18 protein-coding genes are annotated in these 18,221 nt (G+C 45.8%); 1 reads left to right on the forward strand and 17 read right to left on the reverse strand.

Going from position 1 to position 18,221, the window contains the following annotated elements:
• Positions 1-130: 130 nt before the first annotated feature.
• The 16 genes from ACNAZ4_RS08650 to ACNAZ4_RS08725 all read right to left on the reverse strand — a co-directional run bounded on the left by ACNAZ4_RS08650 (position 131) and on the right by ACNAZ4_RS08725 (position 15,238).
• A complete protein-coding gene (locus ACNAZ4_RS08650) occupies positions 131-1,744 on the reverse strand; it encodes a hypothetical protein (RefSeq protein WP_415813862.1) in 1,614 nt (537 codons plus the stop codon).
• A gap of 2 nt (positions 1,745-1,746) precedes the next feature.
• Positions 1,747-2,526 carry an ABC transporter ATP-binding protein gene (locus ACNAZ4_RS08655; RefSeq protein WP_415813863.1) on the reverse strand — a complete coding sequence of 260 codons (780 nt, stop codon included), beginning with the start codon at positions 2,524-2,526 and terminating at the stop codon, positions 1,747-1,749.
• A gap of 165 nt (positions 2,527-2,691) precedes the next feature.
• Entirely contained in the window at positions 2,692-3,117 is a 426-nt protein-coding gene (locus tag ACNAZ4_RS08660) for a PepSY domain-containing protein (RefSeq protein ID WP_415813864.1), read from the reverse strand.
• An 86-nt stretch (positions 3,118-3,203) separates the two neighbouring features.
• On the reverse strand, positions 3,204-3,938 hold the full coding sequence (locus ACNAZ4_RS08665) for a sulfite exporter TauE/SafE family protein (RefSeq protein WP_415813865.1): 735 nt from the start codon (positions 3,936-3,938) through the stop codon (positions 3,204-3,206).
• 903 nt (positions 3,939-4,841) lie between these two features.
• Positions 4,842-5,819, reverse strand: a complete 978-nt coding sequence (locus ACNAZ4_RS08670) for an aldo/keto reductase (RefSeq protein WP_415813866.1) — start codon at positions 5,817-5,819, stop codon at positions 4,842-4,844.
• Positions 5,820-5,930: 111 nt separating this feature from the next.
• The gene (locus tag ACNAZ4_RS08675; RefSeq protein WP_415813868.1) at positions 5,931-6,197 is read right to left on the reverse strand and encodes a hypothetical protein; all 267 of its coding nucleotides are present in this window, start codon (positions 6,195-6,197) and stop codon (positions 5,931-5,933) included.
• Between the two features lie 24 nt (positions 6,198-6,221).
• Positions 6,222-6,761, reverse strand: coding sequence for a GNAT family N-acetyltransferase (locus tag ACNAZ4_RS08680; protein ID WP_415813869.1), 540 nt, complete (start codon positions 6,759-6,761; stop codon positions 6,222-6,224).
• Positions 6,762-7,052: 291 nt separating this feature from the next.
• Positions 7,053-7,820 (reverse strand): TerC family protein, encoded by a 768-nt coding sequence (locus tag ACNAZ4_RS08685; RefSeq protein WP_415813870.1) that lies wholly within the window; start codon positions 7,818-7,820, stop codon positions 7,053-7,055.
• Positions 7,821-7,970 (reverse strand): FbpB family small basic protein, encoded by a 150-nt coding sequence (locus tag ACNAZ4_RS08690; protein ID WP_415813871.1) that lies wholly within the window; start codon positions 7,968-7,970, stop codon positions 7,821-7,823.
• Between the two features lie 366 nt (positions 7,971-8,336).
• Positions 8,337-9,119: an ABC transporter permease gene (locus ACNAZ4_RS08695; RefSeq protein WP_415813872.1), complete on the reverse strand. Its 783-nt coding sequence runs from the start codon at positions 9,117-9,119 to the stop codon at positions 8,337-8,339.
• Positions 9,112-10,038 carry an ABC transporter ATP-binding protein gene (locus ACNAZ4_RS08700; RefSeq protein WP_415813874.1) on the reverse strand — a complete coding sequence of 309 codons (927 nt, stop codon included), beginning with the start codon at positions 10,036-10,038 and terminating at the stop codon, positions 9,112-9,114. The genes ACNAZ4_RS08695 and ACNAZ4_RS08700 overlap by 8 nt, the downstream gene beginning before the upstream one ends.
• Positions 10,031-10,624 (reverse strand): TetR/AcrR family transcriptional regulator, encoded by a 594-nt coding sequence (locus ACNAZ4_RS08705; RefSeq protein WP_415813875.1) that lies wholly within the window; start codon positions 10,622-10,624, stop codon positions 10,031-10,033. Before ACNAZ4_RS08705 ends, ACNAZ4_RS08700 begins: the two co-directional genes overlap by 8 nt.
• A 132-nt stretch (positions 10,625-10,756) precedes the next feature.
• On the reverse strand, positions 10,757-12,697 hold the full coding sequence (locus tag ACNAZ4_RS08710) for an FtsX-like permease family protein (RefSeq protein ID WP_415813876.1): 1,941 nt from the start codon (positions 12,695-12,697) through the stop codon (positions 10,757-10,759).
• Positions 12,687-13,448, reverse strand: coding sequence for an ABC transporter ATP-binding protein (locus tag ACNAZ4_RS08715; RefSeq protein ID WP_415813878.1), 762 nt, complete (start codon positions 13,446-13,448; stop codon positions 12,687-12,689). Before ACNAZ4_RS08715 ends, ACNAZ4_RS08710 begins: the two co-directional genes overlap by 11 nt.
• A 99-nt stretch (positions 13,449-13,547) precedes the next feature.
• Complete coding sequence (locus ACNAZ4_RS08720; protein WP_415814182.1) at positions 13,548-14,549, reverse strand: sensor histidine kinase; 1,002 nt, start codon at positions 14,547-14,549, stop codon at positions 13,548-13,550.
• Positions 14,549-15,238 carry a response regulator gene (locus ACNAZ4_RS08725; protein WP_415813879.1) on the reverse strand — a complete coding sequence of 230 codons (690 nt, stop codon included), beginning with the start codon at positions 15,236-15,238 and terminating at the stop codon, positions 14,549-14,551. Before ACNAZ4_RS08725 ends, ACNAZ4_RS08720 begins: the two co-directional genes overlap by 1 nt.
• A gap of 190 nt (positions 15,239-15,428) precedes the next feature.
• Here ACNAZ4_RS08725 and ACNAZ4_RS08730 point away from each other — a divergent pair, with 190 nt between their 5' ends.
• Positions 15,429-15,869 carry a YtoQ family protein gene (locus ACNAZ4_RS08730; RefSeq protein ID WP_415813881.1) on the forward strand — a complete coding sequence of 147 codons (441 nt, stop codon included), beginning with the start codon at positions 15,429-15,431 and terminating at the stop codon, positions 15,867-15,869.
• Positions 15,870-16,308: 439 nt separating this feature from the next.
• Here ACNAZ4_RS08730 and ACNAZ4_RS08735 read toward each other — a convergent pair whose 3' ends face one another.
• Positions 16,309-17,979, reverse strand: a complete 1,671-nt coding sequence (locus ACNAZ4_RS08735) for a hypothetical protein (RefSeq protein ID WP_415813882.1) — start codon at positions 17,977-17,979, stop codon at positions 16,309-16,311.
• Positions 17,980-18,221: the final 242 nt, after the last annotated feature.

Consider the following 18,221-nt stretch of genomic DNA (forward strand, 5'->3'; position numbering starts at 1 on the left):
CTATTCTGCCAACAAAACCCTAAAATGCTCTTATGAAATTATTAATAAATTATTAAAATGGGTGGACGCAAAAAAAGAGAGTGACCACTTCGTCACTCCCCATTCTTTGAAATAGGAATATGATGTACCCTTACCTCATCCTCTTCCACAACACCAAATTAACAATCAGCAGCAAAACCGCATACCCCAATACCCCAAAAGGCACCTTCATTGCTAAATAGTGCAGTCCTGCAAAGACCGGGATGATGAGAAACAGCAGGAATACCTTAATATCACCGCTCTGGTTTACGGCGTCAAATGGCTGGGAAAAGGCGAGTTCCTTTTTTCCTGCCAGGAAACACATTGCTGTATAGATCAGCGCGGCCAATAATGCGGCAGCCAGGTCATCCAGAATCCTTGGTCCGAACAGGAGACTGAACATGACCGACACGAGCAGGAACAAGGGCAGGAACAGCTGGAACAAAAATGCTTTCAATGCCGCTTTGTTCATGATCGTGGGATTTTTGACAGGAGCGACTTGATAAACCCATCCTCCTTTATAGGACCCAGAATGCGCGAGCATCATGACGGAAGTCGGGATGACAAGCATGATGGAATAGACGGTCAAATAATAGCCGCTTGCCCTGAATTCCTCGAAGGTCATCATCGAGTAACTGTTGAACATGAACACGAACGGAATCACCACGGCAAATCCGAGTGAAGGATAGACCTTCAGCTTGAAATCACGCTCATTTTTCATCATGATCCTGGCGAATCGGAAAAATGGCAGCTCCTCTTTGGAGACGAGCAGCGGCATCGAACGGAACAGCTTCCACTTGCTGTCTGCTTTTTTCTTGCCTGTCTGGGCCGTGAGTTTTTGCAGATTGCGTTCGAAGTCTTGAATCAGCTTCACATACAAAAGGATGGATACGACAGGGCCAAGCACTGCGAAAATCGTCAGCACGATATTCCCGAAACTCCTGCTTGCTCCGAGCAGCACATCGAACAGGCCGCCAAACCACATCGGCGGAAGCAGCAGCTGCCACCAAGCAAAATCAAGCTGATAATTGAGGTTCACCAGTTCAAACGAACGTGCCACAACCTGGTAGCCAATCATGACGCCAACTGACAGGGCAATCTGGACATAATTGATGATATCCTTAAGTTTCTCACCGTCAAAATATTGCAAAATGAACAGGTACAACAAAGCCGTGAACGCGATGATGAAGACGTCTGCCAGCACGAATGATACAAGCAGCAATAAGCTGAACATCGGCCCGTTGACGAACACGCTGACAACTAAAGGTATCAGCGCGGTTGCCATCGTAATATACAGCATGTAAATCGTCACATGCAGCAATTTTGCCATGCTCACCGTCTTCGAATGCACCGGTTTCGTGCCGAGTACGTTTTTATCGCGCAGATCAAGCAGGACCGATGAAAAATCGGAAATCAGTGTCGTCATGATAATGAACATGAAAATGCTGAACAAGATGGACGCTTGAAACAGATAATTATCTTTTAAAAATAAAAATGGGATCAGCATCAGCCCAAACAAGCCATAAATCCATAATGACTTGAAGAATTCATTCTTCTCGGGCTTATCCTTCTTCTTCTTGGACTGGTTGAACACCGTTGGCTTCCGGCGCTGGTCCATCGTCAGCTTGACCTGGAGAATCCGCCGCATCGTCTTGTAGTCAACGCCCATTTTTAAAAAGAAAGGCTTGAACAAATCCAGCACTCTTAAAATGAAAAAGTTCTCCATCGTCACCCCTCCCTGACAATGGATACAAATTCAGAAGCGCGGTCCTCATGCTCATGGAACCCGGTCATCTGGTTGAAAATATTCTCAAGCGAGCCCTCTTTGCTCTGAGTCTTCAACTCTTCAAAACTGCCATTCGCCACAATATGCCCCCCGTGCAGCAGGACAATCCGGTTACTGATTTTCTCGACGACGTCCATGATATGAGACGAGTAGAAAATCGTCTTGCCCTCAGCCGCAAACCGGGCAAGAATCTCCTTGAACACCATCACACTGTTCGCATCAAGCCCCGTCAACGGCTCATCCAGGAACAGCAAATCAGGATTATGTAAAAAACTCGAAACAATCAGCGTCTTCTGCCGCATCCCTTTCGAAAAAGAAGAGATCCTCGAATGATAGACATCACCCAGCCCGAAAACATCAAACAGCTGCTCCGCTTTCCGGTCCGCATCGTCATAATCCATCCCGTACAGCTCGGCAACAAACGTCAAATATTCCTGGGCCGTAAGCGAATCATACATTTCTGACGTCTCGGGAATATAGCCGATCCTCCGTTTATAGCCAGCATCCTGCCCGGCGATATCCTCCCCAAAAATCTCAATCTTGCCCGAATACCCTTCCTCAAGGCCGAGCATCAGCTTCACCGTCGTACTTTTGCCCGCACCATTCGGCCCGATATACCCAATGATTTCCCCTCTATTTACCTTCAAATCTATCCCTTTAAGCACCTCTTTACTGCCATACGACTTCGTTAAGTTCGTTATCGATAACACCTCAGAAGACATACTTCTCCCCCTCTACACGAAATGGTTTAAAATACCATATCTACATCGTAACATAGAAAAAGGTACAGGAGGAGGCACACTTTTCCATTCCACTATCCTAAAAGTCTGGGAGCTGATTAAACAGAAAAGGTTGTAGCGAACGCTTCGCCACAACCCTTTTTTGCACTAATTCAAAATAATGACTTTCCCATTGTCCGGGTTTACCATGACTCTTAAGTCCGTATCATCCGACTTAACCATGAATGAATAGAAATGTGTGAAGGCGAATGGATAATATCCGGTTCCTTCAACAGGGACGATTGGTATCTTTTCATCGATGATCTCATACTTCTTCAGGACGATATCCTTTGCCTGTTGGTAGGTAAATTTCGGGAGTGAAAAATAAAGGATAGAAAAGAATAGCAAAATAAATAACCAGTATGGCAGCCTTCTTTTTTGCTTCGTGTCTTTTATAAGATAGAGAGCATGTGTCACCAAAAGGACAATCGGTAAAGTGGACGGCCAGACTCCTTTATATATTGTCTGGTCTATTATGGGGATCATCAAAAAGGAAACAACCAAAATGATCCACCCCAGCTGCGCTTTTCCCATACCAATTCCTCCTGCCAGACTCTTTATGAATACAGATTAATTCTACACATCCGATTAAAATTCCTTTAATTTGAAAGGTACGGTCCTCACACCACTTTTTCCAAAAAGATATGAACGACGAGCGCCACCGTCATCACTCGCAGTATTGGTTTTACATAGCGGGGATTGAGCTTGCTGGCGATCCGGACGCCAATCTGCGCTCCTGTCACTGAACCAAGCATCAAGGCGATGGTGACCGGCCAGATTACCGCTCCTGTTGAGATATAAGTAATGGCTGCACCAAAGCAGCTTGAAAACGTGGCAAGCCGGACATATCCGACCGCCCGGATATAGGCGATGTTCAAATAGCCGAACAAGTAAAGCATCAGCGTCCCCTGGCCCGGCCCGAAAAGCCCATCATAAATACCGATGGCATACAATCCTGGGATACTTTTACCAGAAGGCTTCAACGCCTGGTCCCCTGTCATGCTTCCTTTTCCTAAGAAAGAGGCAAAGAAGGCAAAAATCAGCAGGCCGAGCGCCACGATATACATGTTTTCACTGGAGATTTTCGAGGCAATGAACCCGCCGCTCACCCCGCCTCCCAAACTGACCGGAATGATCCAGAAGGACTCCTTGAAGGTGATTTTCTTTTCCCTGTAAAGATGGTAGAAGCTTGTGAAGGAGCTGATGGTATTCGAAACCTTGTTCGCGCCAATTGCCGAGTGTACCGGGATTCCCAAAACAAGCATCGAAGGCAAACTGATCAGACCTCCACCACCCGCCAAAGTTCCAATTGTAGTCGCTAAAATGCCAATAAAAAAGAGAATGATATAATCCATAATTTAACACCTCCTGACATTATTATATTTCTGTTTTCGTAATAAGGAAATTTGGCGTTTTTAATGATTAATGATAAGGAATAGTTATCGCGGTCTAACTAAGAGGGCACAGGAATTCCTGTGCCCTCTTAAAAAGTGTTGTTCTCGGATAATGGTGTCTTTATGGGGCTGGTTCCTCTGTTATAAGGGGGATCTTTTTCGGAAAATGGTGCCCTTATGAGGCTCTTCCTTCTCTTATAAGGGTATCTTTCTTGGTTAATGGTACCCTTATGGCGCTCTTTTTACCTCTGATAAGGGTATCTTTCTTGAATAATGGTACCCTTATGCTGCTCTTCCTTCTCTCATAAGGGTATCTTTCTCACATAATGATGCCCTTATGTTGCTCTTCCTTCTCTCATAAGGGTATCTTTCTTGGATAATGATGCCCTTATAGGGCTCTTCCTTCTCTCATAAGGGTATCTTTCCGGAAAATGATGCCCTTATGGGGCTCTTTCTTCCCTCATAAGGGTATCTTTCTTGGATAATGATACCCTTATGCTGCTCTTTCTTCTCTCATAAGGGTATCTTTCTTGGTTAATGGTACCCTTAAGGCGCTCTTTTTTCTCTCATAAGGGTATCTTTCTTGGTTAATGGTACCCTTATGCTGCTCTTTCTTCTCTCATAAGGGTATCTTTCTTGGTTAATGGTACCCTTATGCTGCTCTTTCTTCTCTCATAAGGGTATCTTTTGTGGCTAATGGTACCCTTATGTTGTTCTTTCCTCTCTTATAAGGGTATCTTTCTCACATAATGATGCCCTTATGGCGGTCTTTCCTCCCTCATAAGGGTGTCTTTCTTGGTTAATGGGTGTCTTTCCTCCACAAAAACAGGGACGGCATCAAGGCCGTCCCTGTGATTCTTTCTGTTATGGCAAGTTCACGCCGCGTGAGCTCACATACAATGAATACCATTCGTCACGGCTTAGGTTGATGTTGACTGCTTCTCCGCATGCTTTGATGCGCGCTGGATTCACGGTGCCGATGACTGGCTGGATGGCGGCGGGATGCCTCATCAGCCAGGCGAGCACGATTGCTTCTGGTGTGGTTTGCTTCTCTTCGGCCAGCTTCTTCACCATCGCAGCGGTCTGCTTGACGCTTTCGCTTTCACCATCGATATTTTTCCCAGTATAGAGCCCTTTTGCAAGGGAACCCCATGATTGGATCTGGATTCCTTCCATTTGCAGGTACTCTAGGGTCCCGTCCGGGAATGTGTTCTGGCGTGCAGCTTCCTGGTTCACATGGACGCCGGTATCAAGCCAGCCGATTTTATTGAGGCTCATTTCCAGCTGGTTAACGATGATTTTTTCATCGGTATGCTTTTGCAGCAAACGGATTTGTCCTGCATTCATATTGGAAACGCCGAATGAACGCACCTTGCCTGAAGCTGTTAGCTGATGAAAAGCTTCCCCTACCTCGGCCGGCTCCATCAATGCATCGGGACGGTGCAGCAACAGGATGTCCAGGTATTCGATGCCAAGCCTCGAAAGAATGCCATCGACACTGTCGAGTATGTAGGATTTTGAAAAATCGTATCTTGTCGGCAGGCCTGATTCCTGATCACCAAACCGTATGCCGCACTTCGATTGGATGATGATTTCCTCACGAAGGCCCGGCTTTTCTTTTAAAACTTGTCCGAAAACTGTCTCTGCTTTTCCCAACGTATAAATATCTGCATGGTCAAACATATTGATTCCTGACGCTAACGCAGCTTCCACCGCTTCATGTGCCTGTTTCACGTGCCCAAGCTCGATTGGACTTTGATCCCAGCCCCCTCCAAGACCCATGCAGCCAAAAACTAGCTGTGAAGCATTCAATCCATTTTCATTAATAGGCAGCTTTTTCATTTCTTTGTACCTCCTTAAAAACTCTTTGCAGAACATTTTACCACACTAAAGGGCAAGGCCGTAAATCACAGGTCTGAAGCACAAAAAAGAAGCACAGAATATTTCCGTGCTTCAGCTCTCGCCTATTTTCAAAAGTTTATACGCTGCTAAACTAGTCAACACTAGCCCGAGTCCAAGCATGATTCCCCCGCCGACCAAAAAGGAATTGATATAACTTTTTACAATGATATGGTAATACCCTGTATCGGCCCCGCCACGGTCAGCCAGCCAAGAGTCAGCACTCGATATGCCAAATGATACACTTTTAAAAGTCAAAATCCCTCCGGCCAAAATGAGTAAAGCACCAATGATTGTGAAGCGTTGCAAATTTTCCTTCATCCCCATCTCACTCCCTCGAAAAATTTATTTGATTATTCCATAACAGACAAGGTCTTCGAATCGATCGTCTTTCTTCACCTGTTCAAGTAAAATGCCCTCCTGCTTCATGCCCAACTTTTCCATGACTTTTCCCGAAGCCGGATTCGACCGGAAATAGCGGGCAAACACCTTGTGGTAGCCCTTTACCTCAAAGGCAAAATCGATCATGGCACGGGCAGCCTCCGTCGCATAGCCTTTTCCCCAGTATTCTTCTCCGATCCAGTAGGCGACTTCCCCATTGCTGTACTTCTCGATATTGGACAAGGCCACCGCTCCATATAATTCGCCACTTTCCCTGTCCGTTACAGCTAACTCATAAAATCGATCCGCGTCAAACTGCTCCTGATGGGCTGCCATCCAGCCCAAAGCATCCTCAATCGAGTAAGGATAAGGCAAGTGCAGCGTGCTTTTATAAAGATTATAATTATTGCACAGCCTCGCGACATCCGGTGCATCCGATTCCTGGAATAACCTCAGCTTTAGCCGGTCGGTAGTAATGGTCCAGTTTGTTGCATCAAAAATCACAAGAATTCCTCCATTCATGTTGTCCGAATAAAAAAGAATTCCACAGAAAACCTTCATTCTCCTTTTAAGATTATGATATTTTCCAGTTTATTGTTTATTCCGTGAAATATGAAGGGAAATCCGCAAAACCCCCAAATTCCGCTAGCTGAAATTAACAAGTGATTTAATAACCAGCCAATTCTTTATGCAAGTAAAACATTCGAGTTCTCCCAATAATTCAGAAATTTGCACATTATTAAAAAAACCCATCCCTTGGAAGGACAGGTTCTTCGTTGATCTATATTCCAATAATTACACCTCTTGATTTTCCGCTTTCCCCTTCGTCATAAACCACCCAGCCGCTGCGATCCCTACAAGAACGGTGTAGAAGAATAGCTTCCATTCAACAGAGTGTGCGAAATCGTAGGACAGGACGCCGATATCTGGATGTCCCAGCGTCAATACAGTCAGCTTGACGCCTACCCAGCCGACAATCGCAAACGCAGCGATTTCCAGGCCTGGCCTTGACTGGAGCAGTTTCACGAACAGGTTGGCTGCGAAACGCATGATAATCAAACCAATCAACCCGCCGGCAAAGATAACAAGAAACTTGCCTCCATCCATCCCGCCGATCTCCGGCAGTCTTGTGTTCGGCAGAGTCATAGCCAACGCTACAGCCGCAAGGATCGAGTCAACGGCAAAGGCAATATCCGCAAGCTCGACCTTGAAAACAGTTGCCCAGAAACCGGACTTTTTTTTCTCCTCAGCTTCGTGATCGTCTTCCACTTTTTTAAAATAAAGCTTCCTGACGATATGATTGATTGCGATGAATAGCAAGTAAAGCGCGCCGATCGCCTGTACCTGCCAGACATCGACGAGGAAAGAGATGATGAATAAAGACGCAAAACGGAAGACAAACGCTCCGGCAAGACCATAGAATAGTGCTTTTTTCCGCTCCTCTTCCGGCAGATGCTTGACCATGATCGCCAATACTAATGCATTATCAGCTGCCAGCAGCCCTTCCAAGGCTACTAAAAGCAGCAATACCCAGCCGTACTCCATTAAAATCGCGAAATCCAATTAGATTTCCCCCTTTAACATCAATTTATTTTGGCCCAATCGTCTTTCTTCAATCCGTTCTTCAATCTTTTCAATCTGCTTTTCATCCTCCAATAGCTCTCGTCTATTGGCCTTCAGCAATTCCTCAAAAGGTACTTTTTTCTTTTTCACCCTCAACAGCTCCTTTTCAATAGTTTCATATCATTGAAAGTCCCTGTCCGTCTGCGTCCGGCCAGTAAAATAGAAAAAGACCTTTACCAGACACGGTAAAGGTCTTATGAAAACAAAAAAGACCTCTACCAAAACGGTAAAGGTCTTGCTAACAACATCAACGTTGCCAACAAAGCCGGGAGATGCGAAACCTCCGAAATGACGACTCTGCTGTAAAAGCTACTCCCCTTTAGGAGAACTATTCAATTCAATTAATTAAATACAATATAAAGCATAGACAGGCTTTTCGTCAAGGCAGAGAATAATAGTTACAAATCATTCCATCCAATAAGCTCTTTAACTAGTAAAATCTCTGACCATCCTTGCCTATCCCTGATCCGCCCAGCGCCACCATCCTGCGGTCGCCACCAGACCTGCGGAACTGGTCAGCAGGACAATGGCATAGCTGACTGGTTCAACTGCGAGGCTTTCGCTTCCGTCCATTCCGCTGGCCAGTGCTGGAATGGACCATGGCACGTATTGTCCGTAACCAGTCGTGGCGATGATTTGCGCGATGATCATTGTGAAAATGACGTATCCCAATGGTGAGAGATAGCCCTTTCCGATCGTAGCGAAGAATCCAACTGGCGCTGAGAGGAGAAGGGTCATGATCGAGCAGACAAAGAACACGAGTATTCCATGTTTTAGCAGCTCTGGAGAATAGCCGGGTATATCCACCAGATGTCCAACTGCCAATGCTAAAAGGAAGACTACTAAAGAAAGCAGCAGGCACCAGAAAAATACGACAATGAATTTAGCTGCCACAATATACTCACGCAAGATCGGCAATGCCAGCAAGTCCTTGATCGTCCGGTCCGAATACTCCCGGCCGAAAATCCAGCTGGTCACAAAGCCGAACGCCATCAGTCCGCCAATCGAAACCGCCTGGGCGATCAAACCGAAAAACGACGGCCAGTCAGCAGAACCAGCGAGCTGTGCTTTAGCCGATATAATTCCCATATTCCTGGCGTTATCAGGATCCTTCAAGATATACATGAAAAGGCCGCCGACAAACGGAATCATCAACAGAGCAAGCATCGTTATGAAGGGCACCTTCGACCGGAAGAATTTTTTGCTCTCAACCGCAACAGCAATTCCCAATTCACGCATGATTTTTCTCTCCATTCTGTATCAGCCTTAAAAAGTAAGTTTCCAAATTCTCGCGGTCCACTTTTAACAGAGTGGGCGGACATCCTGCTGCAACGAGCATCTCTGCAATCCTGTCAGGATGCTGGATGGCCTCTTCTTCCTGCAGTTCCAGGCAGCCTCCATCGATTGCTGAAGCCTGATAGCCATTTTTCAACAGAACGTCTTTCATAAACTCCCGCTGTCTTCCGTCCACGACAAGCGTCTTCCTCAATTCTGTTTCCAGGTTAACGGTATCCATTCTCCTGACCAGCCTGCCATTATGGATGATGCCGAGATTGCTCGCCATCCTCGATACCTCGTCGAGATTGTGGCTTGAAACCAAAATCGTCACTCCCTCATTTTCCGCCAGGCTTTTCAGGAGTTCCCTCACTTCCACAATTCCTGCTGGATCCAAACCATTCGTCGGCTCATCAAGAATGAGGATTTCCGGTCTATGAATCAGCGCCTTTGCAATCCCGAGCCGCTGACCATTCCCTAAAGAAAGATGCTTTGCTTTTACCGAAGCATACTTTTCCAATTCCAACAGTCCCATAATCCATGAAACCCTGTTCCGATCCTTCATGCTGCGCAGTTTCCAGACAATCTCGAGATTCTCCTTTACCGTGAGTTCCGGGTAGGAATATGGAGTTTCCACCATGTACCCAACATGGTTCCAGAGTCCGACATTTCCCGCCTTCACCTTCTCGCCGAGGATGAAGGATTCTCCCCTGGTTGGGGCAACCATGCCAAGCAGCATGCGGATCGCCGTCGTTTTCCCAGCTCCATTCAAGCCAAGGAAACCAAAGACCTCGCTCTTTTTCACCTGCAGATTGACAGAATCGACCGCAATGGTTTTTCCATACACCTTCGTTAATTCAGACGTGATGATCACATCATTCATTCCCTGCATCCTCCCCGATCAGCTGCAAGGCAATCCCATGGATCAGCAGCTTCAAAGCCTCGTCAAAATGTTCCTCGCCGACCTCCTTCACATGGAGCATGCTCAGGAAAATTGCCCTTAAAGATGCTGCAGCGACATCAGCATCACCCTTGATGGAAAAATCCTCGAACAGCTTCTCAGCAAAACGCTCATCAAATGCATGATGCCGAGCAAGCTCCTCCTCTGGAATCTTTCTCATCAGCAATTCCAACTCGCCATTCTGGATCAGATTCATCATAAAAGAATGCCGCACCCGCTGATACAGCTGAAAAATATAGTCAGTAAAAGCTTTTGCATCCCTTGCACCTGCCTCAGCGCGCGCCCCCTCTTCAAGCAATGACCCCTGAAACTCCTCGAGAACATGAAAAAATAACACTTCCTTTGAAGGGAAAAACTGATAAAAAGCCCCTTTTGAAATCCCCGCCAGCTGCACAAGCTGGTCGACCGTCGTTTTCTTCACTCCAAACCTGCCAAGACAATCCGCCGCAGCCTCCATCAGTTTATTCCTGATTTGTTCCTTCTCACTCTCCGTAAAAGCAGTCGCCATAATACCACTCCTAAACTCTATGACTAATTTTGTTTTTATAGTCATATGTTAGCACAGACCTGTACGTTCTTCAATTAGGAAGGATGGATCCTTTAAATAAGCAAAAGCGCAGGATGAGCTCCTGCGCTTTTGTTAAAGAGATTCCCGAATGACTTTCTTAGAATGAATTACAGAAAGTACTGCGAAAATGGAATACAAGGCTGTGTAAAGCCCCATGACAATCAGCATTGGCCACCACAGTTCGGTTCCGAAGAAGAACCAGCCGGATTTGACGGCGAAGTAGCTGTGCAGCAAGCCGATCGCTAATGGGATGCCGAAATTGAATGCCTGTTTCGCCTGGATTCCTTTCAGTAAATCTCCCTGGGTGAAACCGAGCTTCCTTAAAATCGTATAATTCGGTTTTTCGTCTTCTGTCTGATCCATTTGTTTAAAATATAGGATGCAGCCTGAAGTGACGAGGAAGGTCAGCCCTAGGAAACCGACGATGAACATGACGAGGCCCATCTGTTTCTTTTGGATATTTTCATTGTCCAGGCGGGATTCGTTCATTGCAGCTTCATGGTACTTATTTTCATTGAACAGTTCATTCGCCTTTACTAAATCGTTCTCGTTTTCAATATTAATCCCAATATACAATGAAGGATCTCTTTGGATGGAAGGATCCAGATCACTCTTTAATTTCGCGAATACAGACTCATCGACAACAGCCACTGGAGATCCGCCGAAATACCGGGAAACTGGATATTGCTTTTCCATTCCGATGTACTGCAAAGGAATGGCATGTTCTTTTCCGATGATCTCGATTGGTCCTGAATCTTTCATGGAGATGAATTTCATCATAATATCACTGTAGCCTGTCAGATAGGCTTCATCCTTCTTCACTTCACTTTGACCCTCAGACTTTTCGCTAATGACCGAAACGCCCATTGATCTAGGGTCCTGGGTGTATTCATCCATCTTCAGTCCAATGATTTCTTCTGCGTTCATCACCGCCTGAAGCACCTCGATCCTTTTCTCCGTATAACCGATATCCTTCGACTCCAACTTCTCTATAAAATCAGCCGCAGAGTCACCATCGACAAAGGCAAAGTTTTCGGGAACATTATTTTTCGCCGTCTGCTCTGCGGAATAGTAGGAGATATAGCTTAGAGATAATAAGCCAATCGCAAGGGCCGATACCGTCGTGATGATAGTTAACACCAACGCATTCGACTTCATCCTGAACATGATGGAGGATAGCGAAAGCACTTCATTTATATTTAAATATCCATCCTTCTGTTTCCGGATGAGGTTGGCAATGAAGCTGACAGATCCTTTGTAAAACAGATAAGTCCCGATGATGACTGACGCTAAAATGAACACCATGGCGAAGAAGAGTTCGTTCATGGTAGTGAAGTCCCCTTCGAACAGCTTGGATGACACATAATAACCTATCCCAATCAGCGTAATGCCAAGAATGCCAATCAGCATCTCCCAGAAAGAGGTCTTTTTTGCCCGGCCTTCAGCATTTGAAATGACCCTGAACAGTGAGAGAATGCTTTGCCGTTTTATGAAAAGATAGTTCAACAGCAGCATCAATCCATAGATGACCGAAAAAACGATCAGTGTCTGCAGCAGGGCTTTTCCGGAAAAATGAAGCCTGGCAATCCCTTCAACCTGGGTGATTTTGAACAAAATCATGATGATTAGCTTGGATACTGAAAACCCAAGGAAAACGCCCGCCAGCAAGGAGCCATAGTAAAGGAGTAAGTTTTCCACACTCAGGATCCGGAAGATTTTGCCCTTTGTCATCCCGACCAGCTGGAATAAGCCGATCTCCTTGCTTCTTCTTTTGATAAAAATGTTATTGGCGTAGGTGAGAAAAATCGCCACAATGCCTACGAGCAGAACAGATGCCGATTTAATGGCCGCCCCGCCTTTAATCGAACCCTTCGTTTCATGCATGGCCGGATCATATTGAAGGGTGACAAAGGCGAAATACAGGGCGACACTGAACATCAAGGCAAAAACATACAGATAGTAATTTTTAAGGTTCTTCTTCAAATTACGAAGAATCAGCTGATTAACGCTCATGATGCACACCGCCCAATACGCTCTGGGTCTTCATGATATCCTTGAAAAATTCCTGTCTCGTCTGGTCACCTTTATTCAGTTCCGTATAAATAAGACCATCCTTTATAAAAATAACCCGGCCACAGTAGCTTGCCGCCACTGGATCATGCGTGACCATCAAAATTGTCGCCTGGCGTCTCTGGTTCAAGTCACTCAGCTTGTTCAAGAGATCCGAAGCTGATTTTGAATCGAGTGCGCCAGTCGGTTCATCAGCAAAAATGATGCTCGGATCATGGATGAAAGCCCGGGCAGCGGACGTGCGCTGCTTTTGCCCACCAGAAATTTCATTTGGGTATTTATTTTTCAACTCCAGGATTCCGAGTTCAGTGGCAATCGATTCAAACATTTGATCCGCTTCCTTCTTGGGCGTCTTGCTGACGGAAAGCGGCAAAAGGATATTCTCCTTCACTGTCAGCGTATCGAGCAGATTGTAATCCTGGAACAAAAAGCCCAGGTGCTGCTTGCGGAATTCTGCCAGCTGCTTCTCCTTCATCCCTGTAATCTCGTTCCCTTCGATTTTGATCGAACCATTGGTGACTTTATCGATCGAAGAGAGGACATTCAAGAGCGTCGTTTTGCCTGATCCGGAGGCACCCATGATGCTCACAAATTCCCCTTTGAAAATTTTCAGGTCGAGCCCTTTCAGCACTTCCTGTTTATTGAACTTGTTTCCATATGTTTTATGAAGTTTGGCCGCTTCTAATAAAATCATGTTCACACATCCTTTCTATGATAGATTCATTATAAAATCCTGCCTGTTTTCCTTCCTTCGATTCAGGTAACAAATCAACAAAGGCATGTGACATTTTTGTCACATGCCTGTTATCCTGACAAAATCATTGCTTTTAGGGAAGGTCAGCTTGAACGTGCTTCCTTTGCCTGGTGCCGATTCCACTTCAATCTTGATTTTCAGTGTGTGCGCCGCTTTCCTGGCCAGATACAGTCCCATTCCCGTTGCTGCATGGTCCTGGTGATGGACTGTTGAGGTAAAACCCTTTTCAAAGATGCGCGGGAGGTCCCTGGAATCGATTCCCCGGCCGGTGTCGGCAATTTCGAGGGTGGTCCGCCCGTTCCTCTGGTAGCTGATGATCAGAATATCAGATGCTTCGCTATATTTAACAGCATTCGTCAGCAGCTGCCGGATGATAAACGCAAGCCATTTTGCATCCGTCATCACTTCCGTCGATTGCAGATCGATATCAAAACCGATCCCCTTCTGGATGCACCAGGACTGCAGAGTCTTTACCTCGCCAAAAATCACACTCTCCAAATCGGCCTGCTCTATGTATAAGTCATTTTCCATGAAAGGAATCCGCCTTTGATGCAGCTGCTGATCCAACAGAAGGTGAATCCGCAGCCACTCATAGGTCATTTCTTTTTTCAGCGTCTGATCCTCGAGCCGGTCGATCATCAAACTCAAAGCAGTCAGCGGCGTTTTCACCTCATGGATCCAGGAGAGCAATTCATCCTTTTCCTCGTCCAGTATCCGCTCATTCTCGGTAACTGTTTTTTTCAGCCCCTCGAAATGGCGCGCAATGCTATCTCCAGTTATTTTTTCAAAAGGACTGAGGAATTCTCTGTTTGAAAAATCCAGGATATCCTCCGCTTCTTCAAGCTCCTGATAAAATTTCGTTTCCTTTTGATAGCGAATCACTAAAAAAATCACAAAAATGATCAGGGATAGAAAAACATAATAAAGAATCGACGTGAGTGGTATTTCCGGGTCTATATAAGCGATGAAAACAGCAAGAAACTGAAGCAGCAAGAATAACAGGATCCAGCTCAGCCGCTCCTTCAGGTATGTCATAAACATCATCCATTGTCCTCTTCTACAGCCATATATCCCTGTCCGACCTTCGTTTCAATTTTATGGCCAAGCCCGATTTCATCCAGCTTTTTCCGCAGCCGATTGACGTTGACCGTCAGTGTGTTGTCGCTAATGAACTTCTTATCATCCCACAAGCTGTTCATCACCTCATCGCGGCTGACGATCCTGTTTTTCTGCTCAATCAGCAGCTTAAGGATGAAAATTTCATTCTTCGTCAGTTCAATCCGCCCCATCTCATTTTCAACCGTATTTTTATCATAATCTATCGTCGCCCGGCACCACGTTTTCAGCTGGTTCTGCGTCGAATTATAATTATAGGCACGGCGCAGCATAGCCTGGATTTTGGCGATCAGCACATCAAAATGGAACGGCTTCTGGACAAAATCATCCGCCCCAAGCTGCATCGACATCACCATGTCCGTTGGATGGTCCCGTGAAGAAAGAAAAATAATCGGCACATTCGAATGCGACCGAATCATCCGGCACCAATGAAAACCATCAAACCTCGGCAGCTGGATATCAATGATCACCAGATCCGGCTTGATTTTGCTAAAATCACTCATCACATCGCCAAAATCCGTAACCCCATACACCTCATAAGACCATTGCGTCAGACGCTCCCGGATCTCATTGAACAACGTCGCATCATCTTCAATTAGTAACAGTTTCAACAACCCCACCACACTTCTACAGCTATTCTCTCTAATTATTTATCACTTATTTCACTTTTCTACTTACTAGTGTAATTGTAGCATGATTTTCCAACTGCACACCAAAGAAACCAGTGACAGCCTAATTCCTTTGATTCCACAACAAAGTTCTATATGATGAAATTAGAAAATATTTCATTAGGAGGGTGTTACGATGGAATTAACCGTTTACTTAGCTGGACAGATTCACGATGACTGGCGCGACCAGGTGGCCCAGAAAGCCAAGGAGCGAAACCTGCCCCTCACCTTCGCCGGACCGCAGACAAACCATGACCGCTCCGACCAGATCGGCGAGAAAATCCTCGGCACACAGCCAGGCAACGTCTACAAAGATGACGCCGCATCAGATATCAACAACTTCAGGACCCAGGTCCTCATGGCAAAATCCGATATCGTCATCGCCCTGTTCGGCGAAAAATACAAACAATGGAACACCGCGATGGACGCCAGCACCGCCATCGCCCTGAACAAACCAACCATCCTCATCAGGCCTGAATCCCTGATCCACCCGTTAAAAGAGCTATCAAATAAGGCGAATGTAACCGTAGAGACGGTGGAACAGGCACTGGATGTCATCAGCTATATTTATGAGTAGATGCGAAAAGGACGATTCCGTTGGGAACGTCCTTTTTTTATTGATGACCTCTTTTTCAGTTTCGGGAGGTTTCGGGTACCAATACGCTTTATTGGTGACATCATTATCCAGTTACTGGATTTTGACTGCTCCAATACGCCTTATTGGTGATGCGATTGTCCATTTATTGGATTTCTATTGCTCCAATACGCCTTATTGGTGATACAATTATCCATTTACTGGATTTNNANNNCTCCAATACNNNTTATTGGTGATACNATTATCCATTTACTGGATTTCCAGTGCTCCAATACGCCTTATTGGTGACTCCATTATCCATATACTGGATTCCCACTACTCCTATCCACCTCTTTGCTAATCTTTTCCCAGGTTAGCGTGCCACCTCCCAAACAAAAAACCAGACCCCGCAAAAAATGCGATGGGTCTGGTATCAATATGCTTATTCCAATCCTCGTATCGTCAATTCCTTCACTGGCAGGAAGGTTTCGCCGGTGTCCATGTATCTGAGGTCGACTTGGTCGCCTTCTTTCAGATAGATTGCCAGTGGATTGGTTTCGGATGAGATGATGTAGTTCTTTTTGTTGTCGAGCAGGATGGAGACGACGGTGTAGTCGCCTGTTTTTTCTTTGTAGACACGGACCACGGTCCCGTTTTCCTGTTTTTCCTCGGCTTTTGAGCTGCCATCTACTGTTCCGCCGCCATGCTGGAGGGCGGTTTTGTATTTTCGCAGCGCTTCATTTGGACTGTCGCCGAAAGCCGAAATCTCTGGGTTGGCGGCTGACACGATGAAGTAGTTTTGCAGGAAGCCGTTTGAATCAAGCACGGCCGTTAACCAGCTTGCTTCTCCATAGAAATTGTAAATGATCGGCATTTCGCCGTACCATTTTTTCTCGATAAATTTCTTTTCGATGATCTGCAGCGCGCCTTCGGAATCCATATAGGACTCTTCGAGGTCACCGGTATAGAAGGTCGCTTCTCCCGTCCTCGAGTTTGTCAGCGCGTAGCCGAGCATGGAGTCGACTCCTTCTTTCGGGCTGGTGAAATCGGTGAAATAATACATATCGCCATTTTCATTGAAGATCGGGCTGACCTGGGCTTCGGTTCCTTCATCGGAAGGCAGCTTTACATCCGTTTTGCCGAACACGCTGTTCCAGAAGCCATGAATATAATTGCCGTAATAACTGTTTTGCAGGCTGACGGCTTCCGGAGAAACAGCACCGTCGATGAATTCAGGTGCATCTGCTAACGCATAGGCCTTCGTCTTGCCTGATTCTGGATCCACGACGACAACGCCTGTCACTTCAAAACCGTTCCGTGCTGAAATGAACTCGCCGAATGTCCTGCTATAATAAGGCTTCCCTTCCTCATCGATCTCAAGCTGGGTATCTCCGTAAAAAATGGCCTCAGGATACTGCATCCGGATATGGCGTTCGAGGTTTTTATTGAAGTAGGAAGACGGTGTATACACCATCTGCGACTTCTTAAATTTCGGATTTGCTGTTGAGTCGGTGGCACTGACGGTAAAATAACCAGGTGTCGAGTCGCCGTTCCACCATTTGAAAAAGCCTGAGAACTCAACAGGTGCGATATAGACATACTCCCCGTTGACCTTCTGGATCTGCAAATTGCCAAGCTCATAATAACTCGTATTCGGAACCTGGCCAAACGCCTTCTTCATTTTATTGCGGGCGAATTGCGGAGGGACACTCGCCGGTGTTTCTTTTTCATCGAAGGTCGAGATTTCCGTCTTTTCCGTCATTTTCGCAGATTCATATTTTTCCCCTGCGTTAAAAAGAAAAGCGATCATAAAATATCCGCCGGCGAACAACGCCAGCAAAAACAAGATTCCCTTGATGATCCTTTCCTTCCCAACTGCAAGGGCCGTTCCGCCAAGCGTGACCAGAATCGCAAACGGCCACAGCGAAGATAGGTTCCGGTCCAGATTGAATAGATAATAGAATGTAAAAGTTCCAATTGTAATCAGCACAACCGCTGCGATCAGCAGCAATGGCTTCATTTTTTTGCCCTTGGCTTCACCATTTGAAAAAGGTACAAGAATCAAAGCGGAAGCCAATCCAACCAAAAGTGCAAATAGAAATATATTTCCCATAATATAATCCCCTTTTTATTTGTCCCTTACATATACGATTCAAAAGGGGGAAAGTTTCACAATAGGAAGTGAAGCAAACTATTCCCTAGCTTCGGCATTTAACTGCTTAATCGTGTCACCCCAACGAATCTCTCGCCATCGAGGGCGATAAATACCCAGTCCTTGCGAGAATTATCTTCAGGCAGGAACTCTTTTCGCCATTGTTCAAAAGGAGGAGGGCTTTCGTATTGGCCTGGATTATC

It is taken from the genome of Mesobacillus thioparans (assembly GCF_965138835.1).
Classification (GTDB): Bacteria; Bacillota; Bacilli; order Bacillales; family Cytobacillaceae; genus Mesobacillus; species Mesobacillus thioparans.

Coding starts and splice junctions, on each gene's coding strand:
- ACNAZ4_RS08650 (WP_415813862.1), bottom strand. CDS start 1,744: ATGGAGAACTTTTTCATTTTAAGAGTGCTGGATTTGTTCAAGCCTTTC.
- ACNAZ4_RS08655 (WP_415813863.1), bottom strand. CDS start 2,526: ATGTCTTCTGAGGTGTTATCGATAACGAACTTAACGAAGTCGTATGGC.
- ACNAZ4_RS08660 (WP_415813864.1), bottom strand. CDS start 3,117: ATGGGAAAAGCGCAGCTGGGGTGGATCATTTTGGTTGTTTCCTTTTTG.
- ACNAZ4_RS08665 (WP_415813865.1), bottom strand. CDS start 3,938: ATGGATTATATCATTCTCTTTTTTATTGGCATTTTAGCGACTACAATT.
- ACNAZ4_RS08670 (WP_415813866.1), bottom strand. CDS start 5,819: ATGAAAAAGCTGCCTATTAATGAAAATGGATTGAATGCTTCACAGCTA.
- ACNAZ4_RS08675 (WP_415813868.1), bottom strand. CDS start 6,197: ATGAAGGAAAATTTGCAACGCTTCACAATCATTGGTGCTTTACTCATT.
- ACNAZ4_RS08695 (WP_415813872.1), bottom strand. CDS start 9,119: ATGCGTGAATTGGGAATTGCTGTTGCGGTTGAGAGCAAAAAATTCTTC.
- ACNAZ4_RS08700 (WP_415813874.1), bottom strand. CDS start 10,038: ATGAATGATGTGATCATCACGTCTGAATTAACGAAGGTGTATGGAAAA.
- ACNAZ4_RS08705 (WP_415813875.1), bottom strand. CDS start 10,624: ATGGCGACTGCTTTTACGGAGAGTGAGAAGGAACAAATCAGGAATAAA.
- ACNAZ4_RS08710 (WP_415813876.1), bottom strand. CDS start 12,697: ATGAGCGTTAATCAGCTGATTCTTCGTAATTTGAAGAAGAACCTTAAA.
- ACNAZ4_RS08715 (WP_415813878.1), bottom strand. CDS start 13,448: ATGATTTTATTAGAAGCGGCCAAACTTCATAAAACATATGGAAACAAG.
- ACNAZ4_RS08720 (WP_415814182.1), bottom strand. CDS start 14,549: ATGTTTATGACATACCTGAAGGAGCGGCTGAGCTGGATCCTGTTATTC.
- ACNAZ4_RS08730 (WP_415813881.1), top strand. CDS start 15,429: ATGGAATTAACCGTTTACTTAGCTGGACAGATTCACGATGACTGGCGC.
- ACNAZ4_RS08735 (WP_415813882.1), bottom strand. CDS start 17,979: ATGGGAAATATATTTCTATTTGCACTTTTGGTTGGATTGGCTTCCGCT.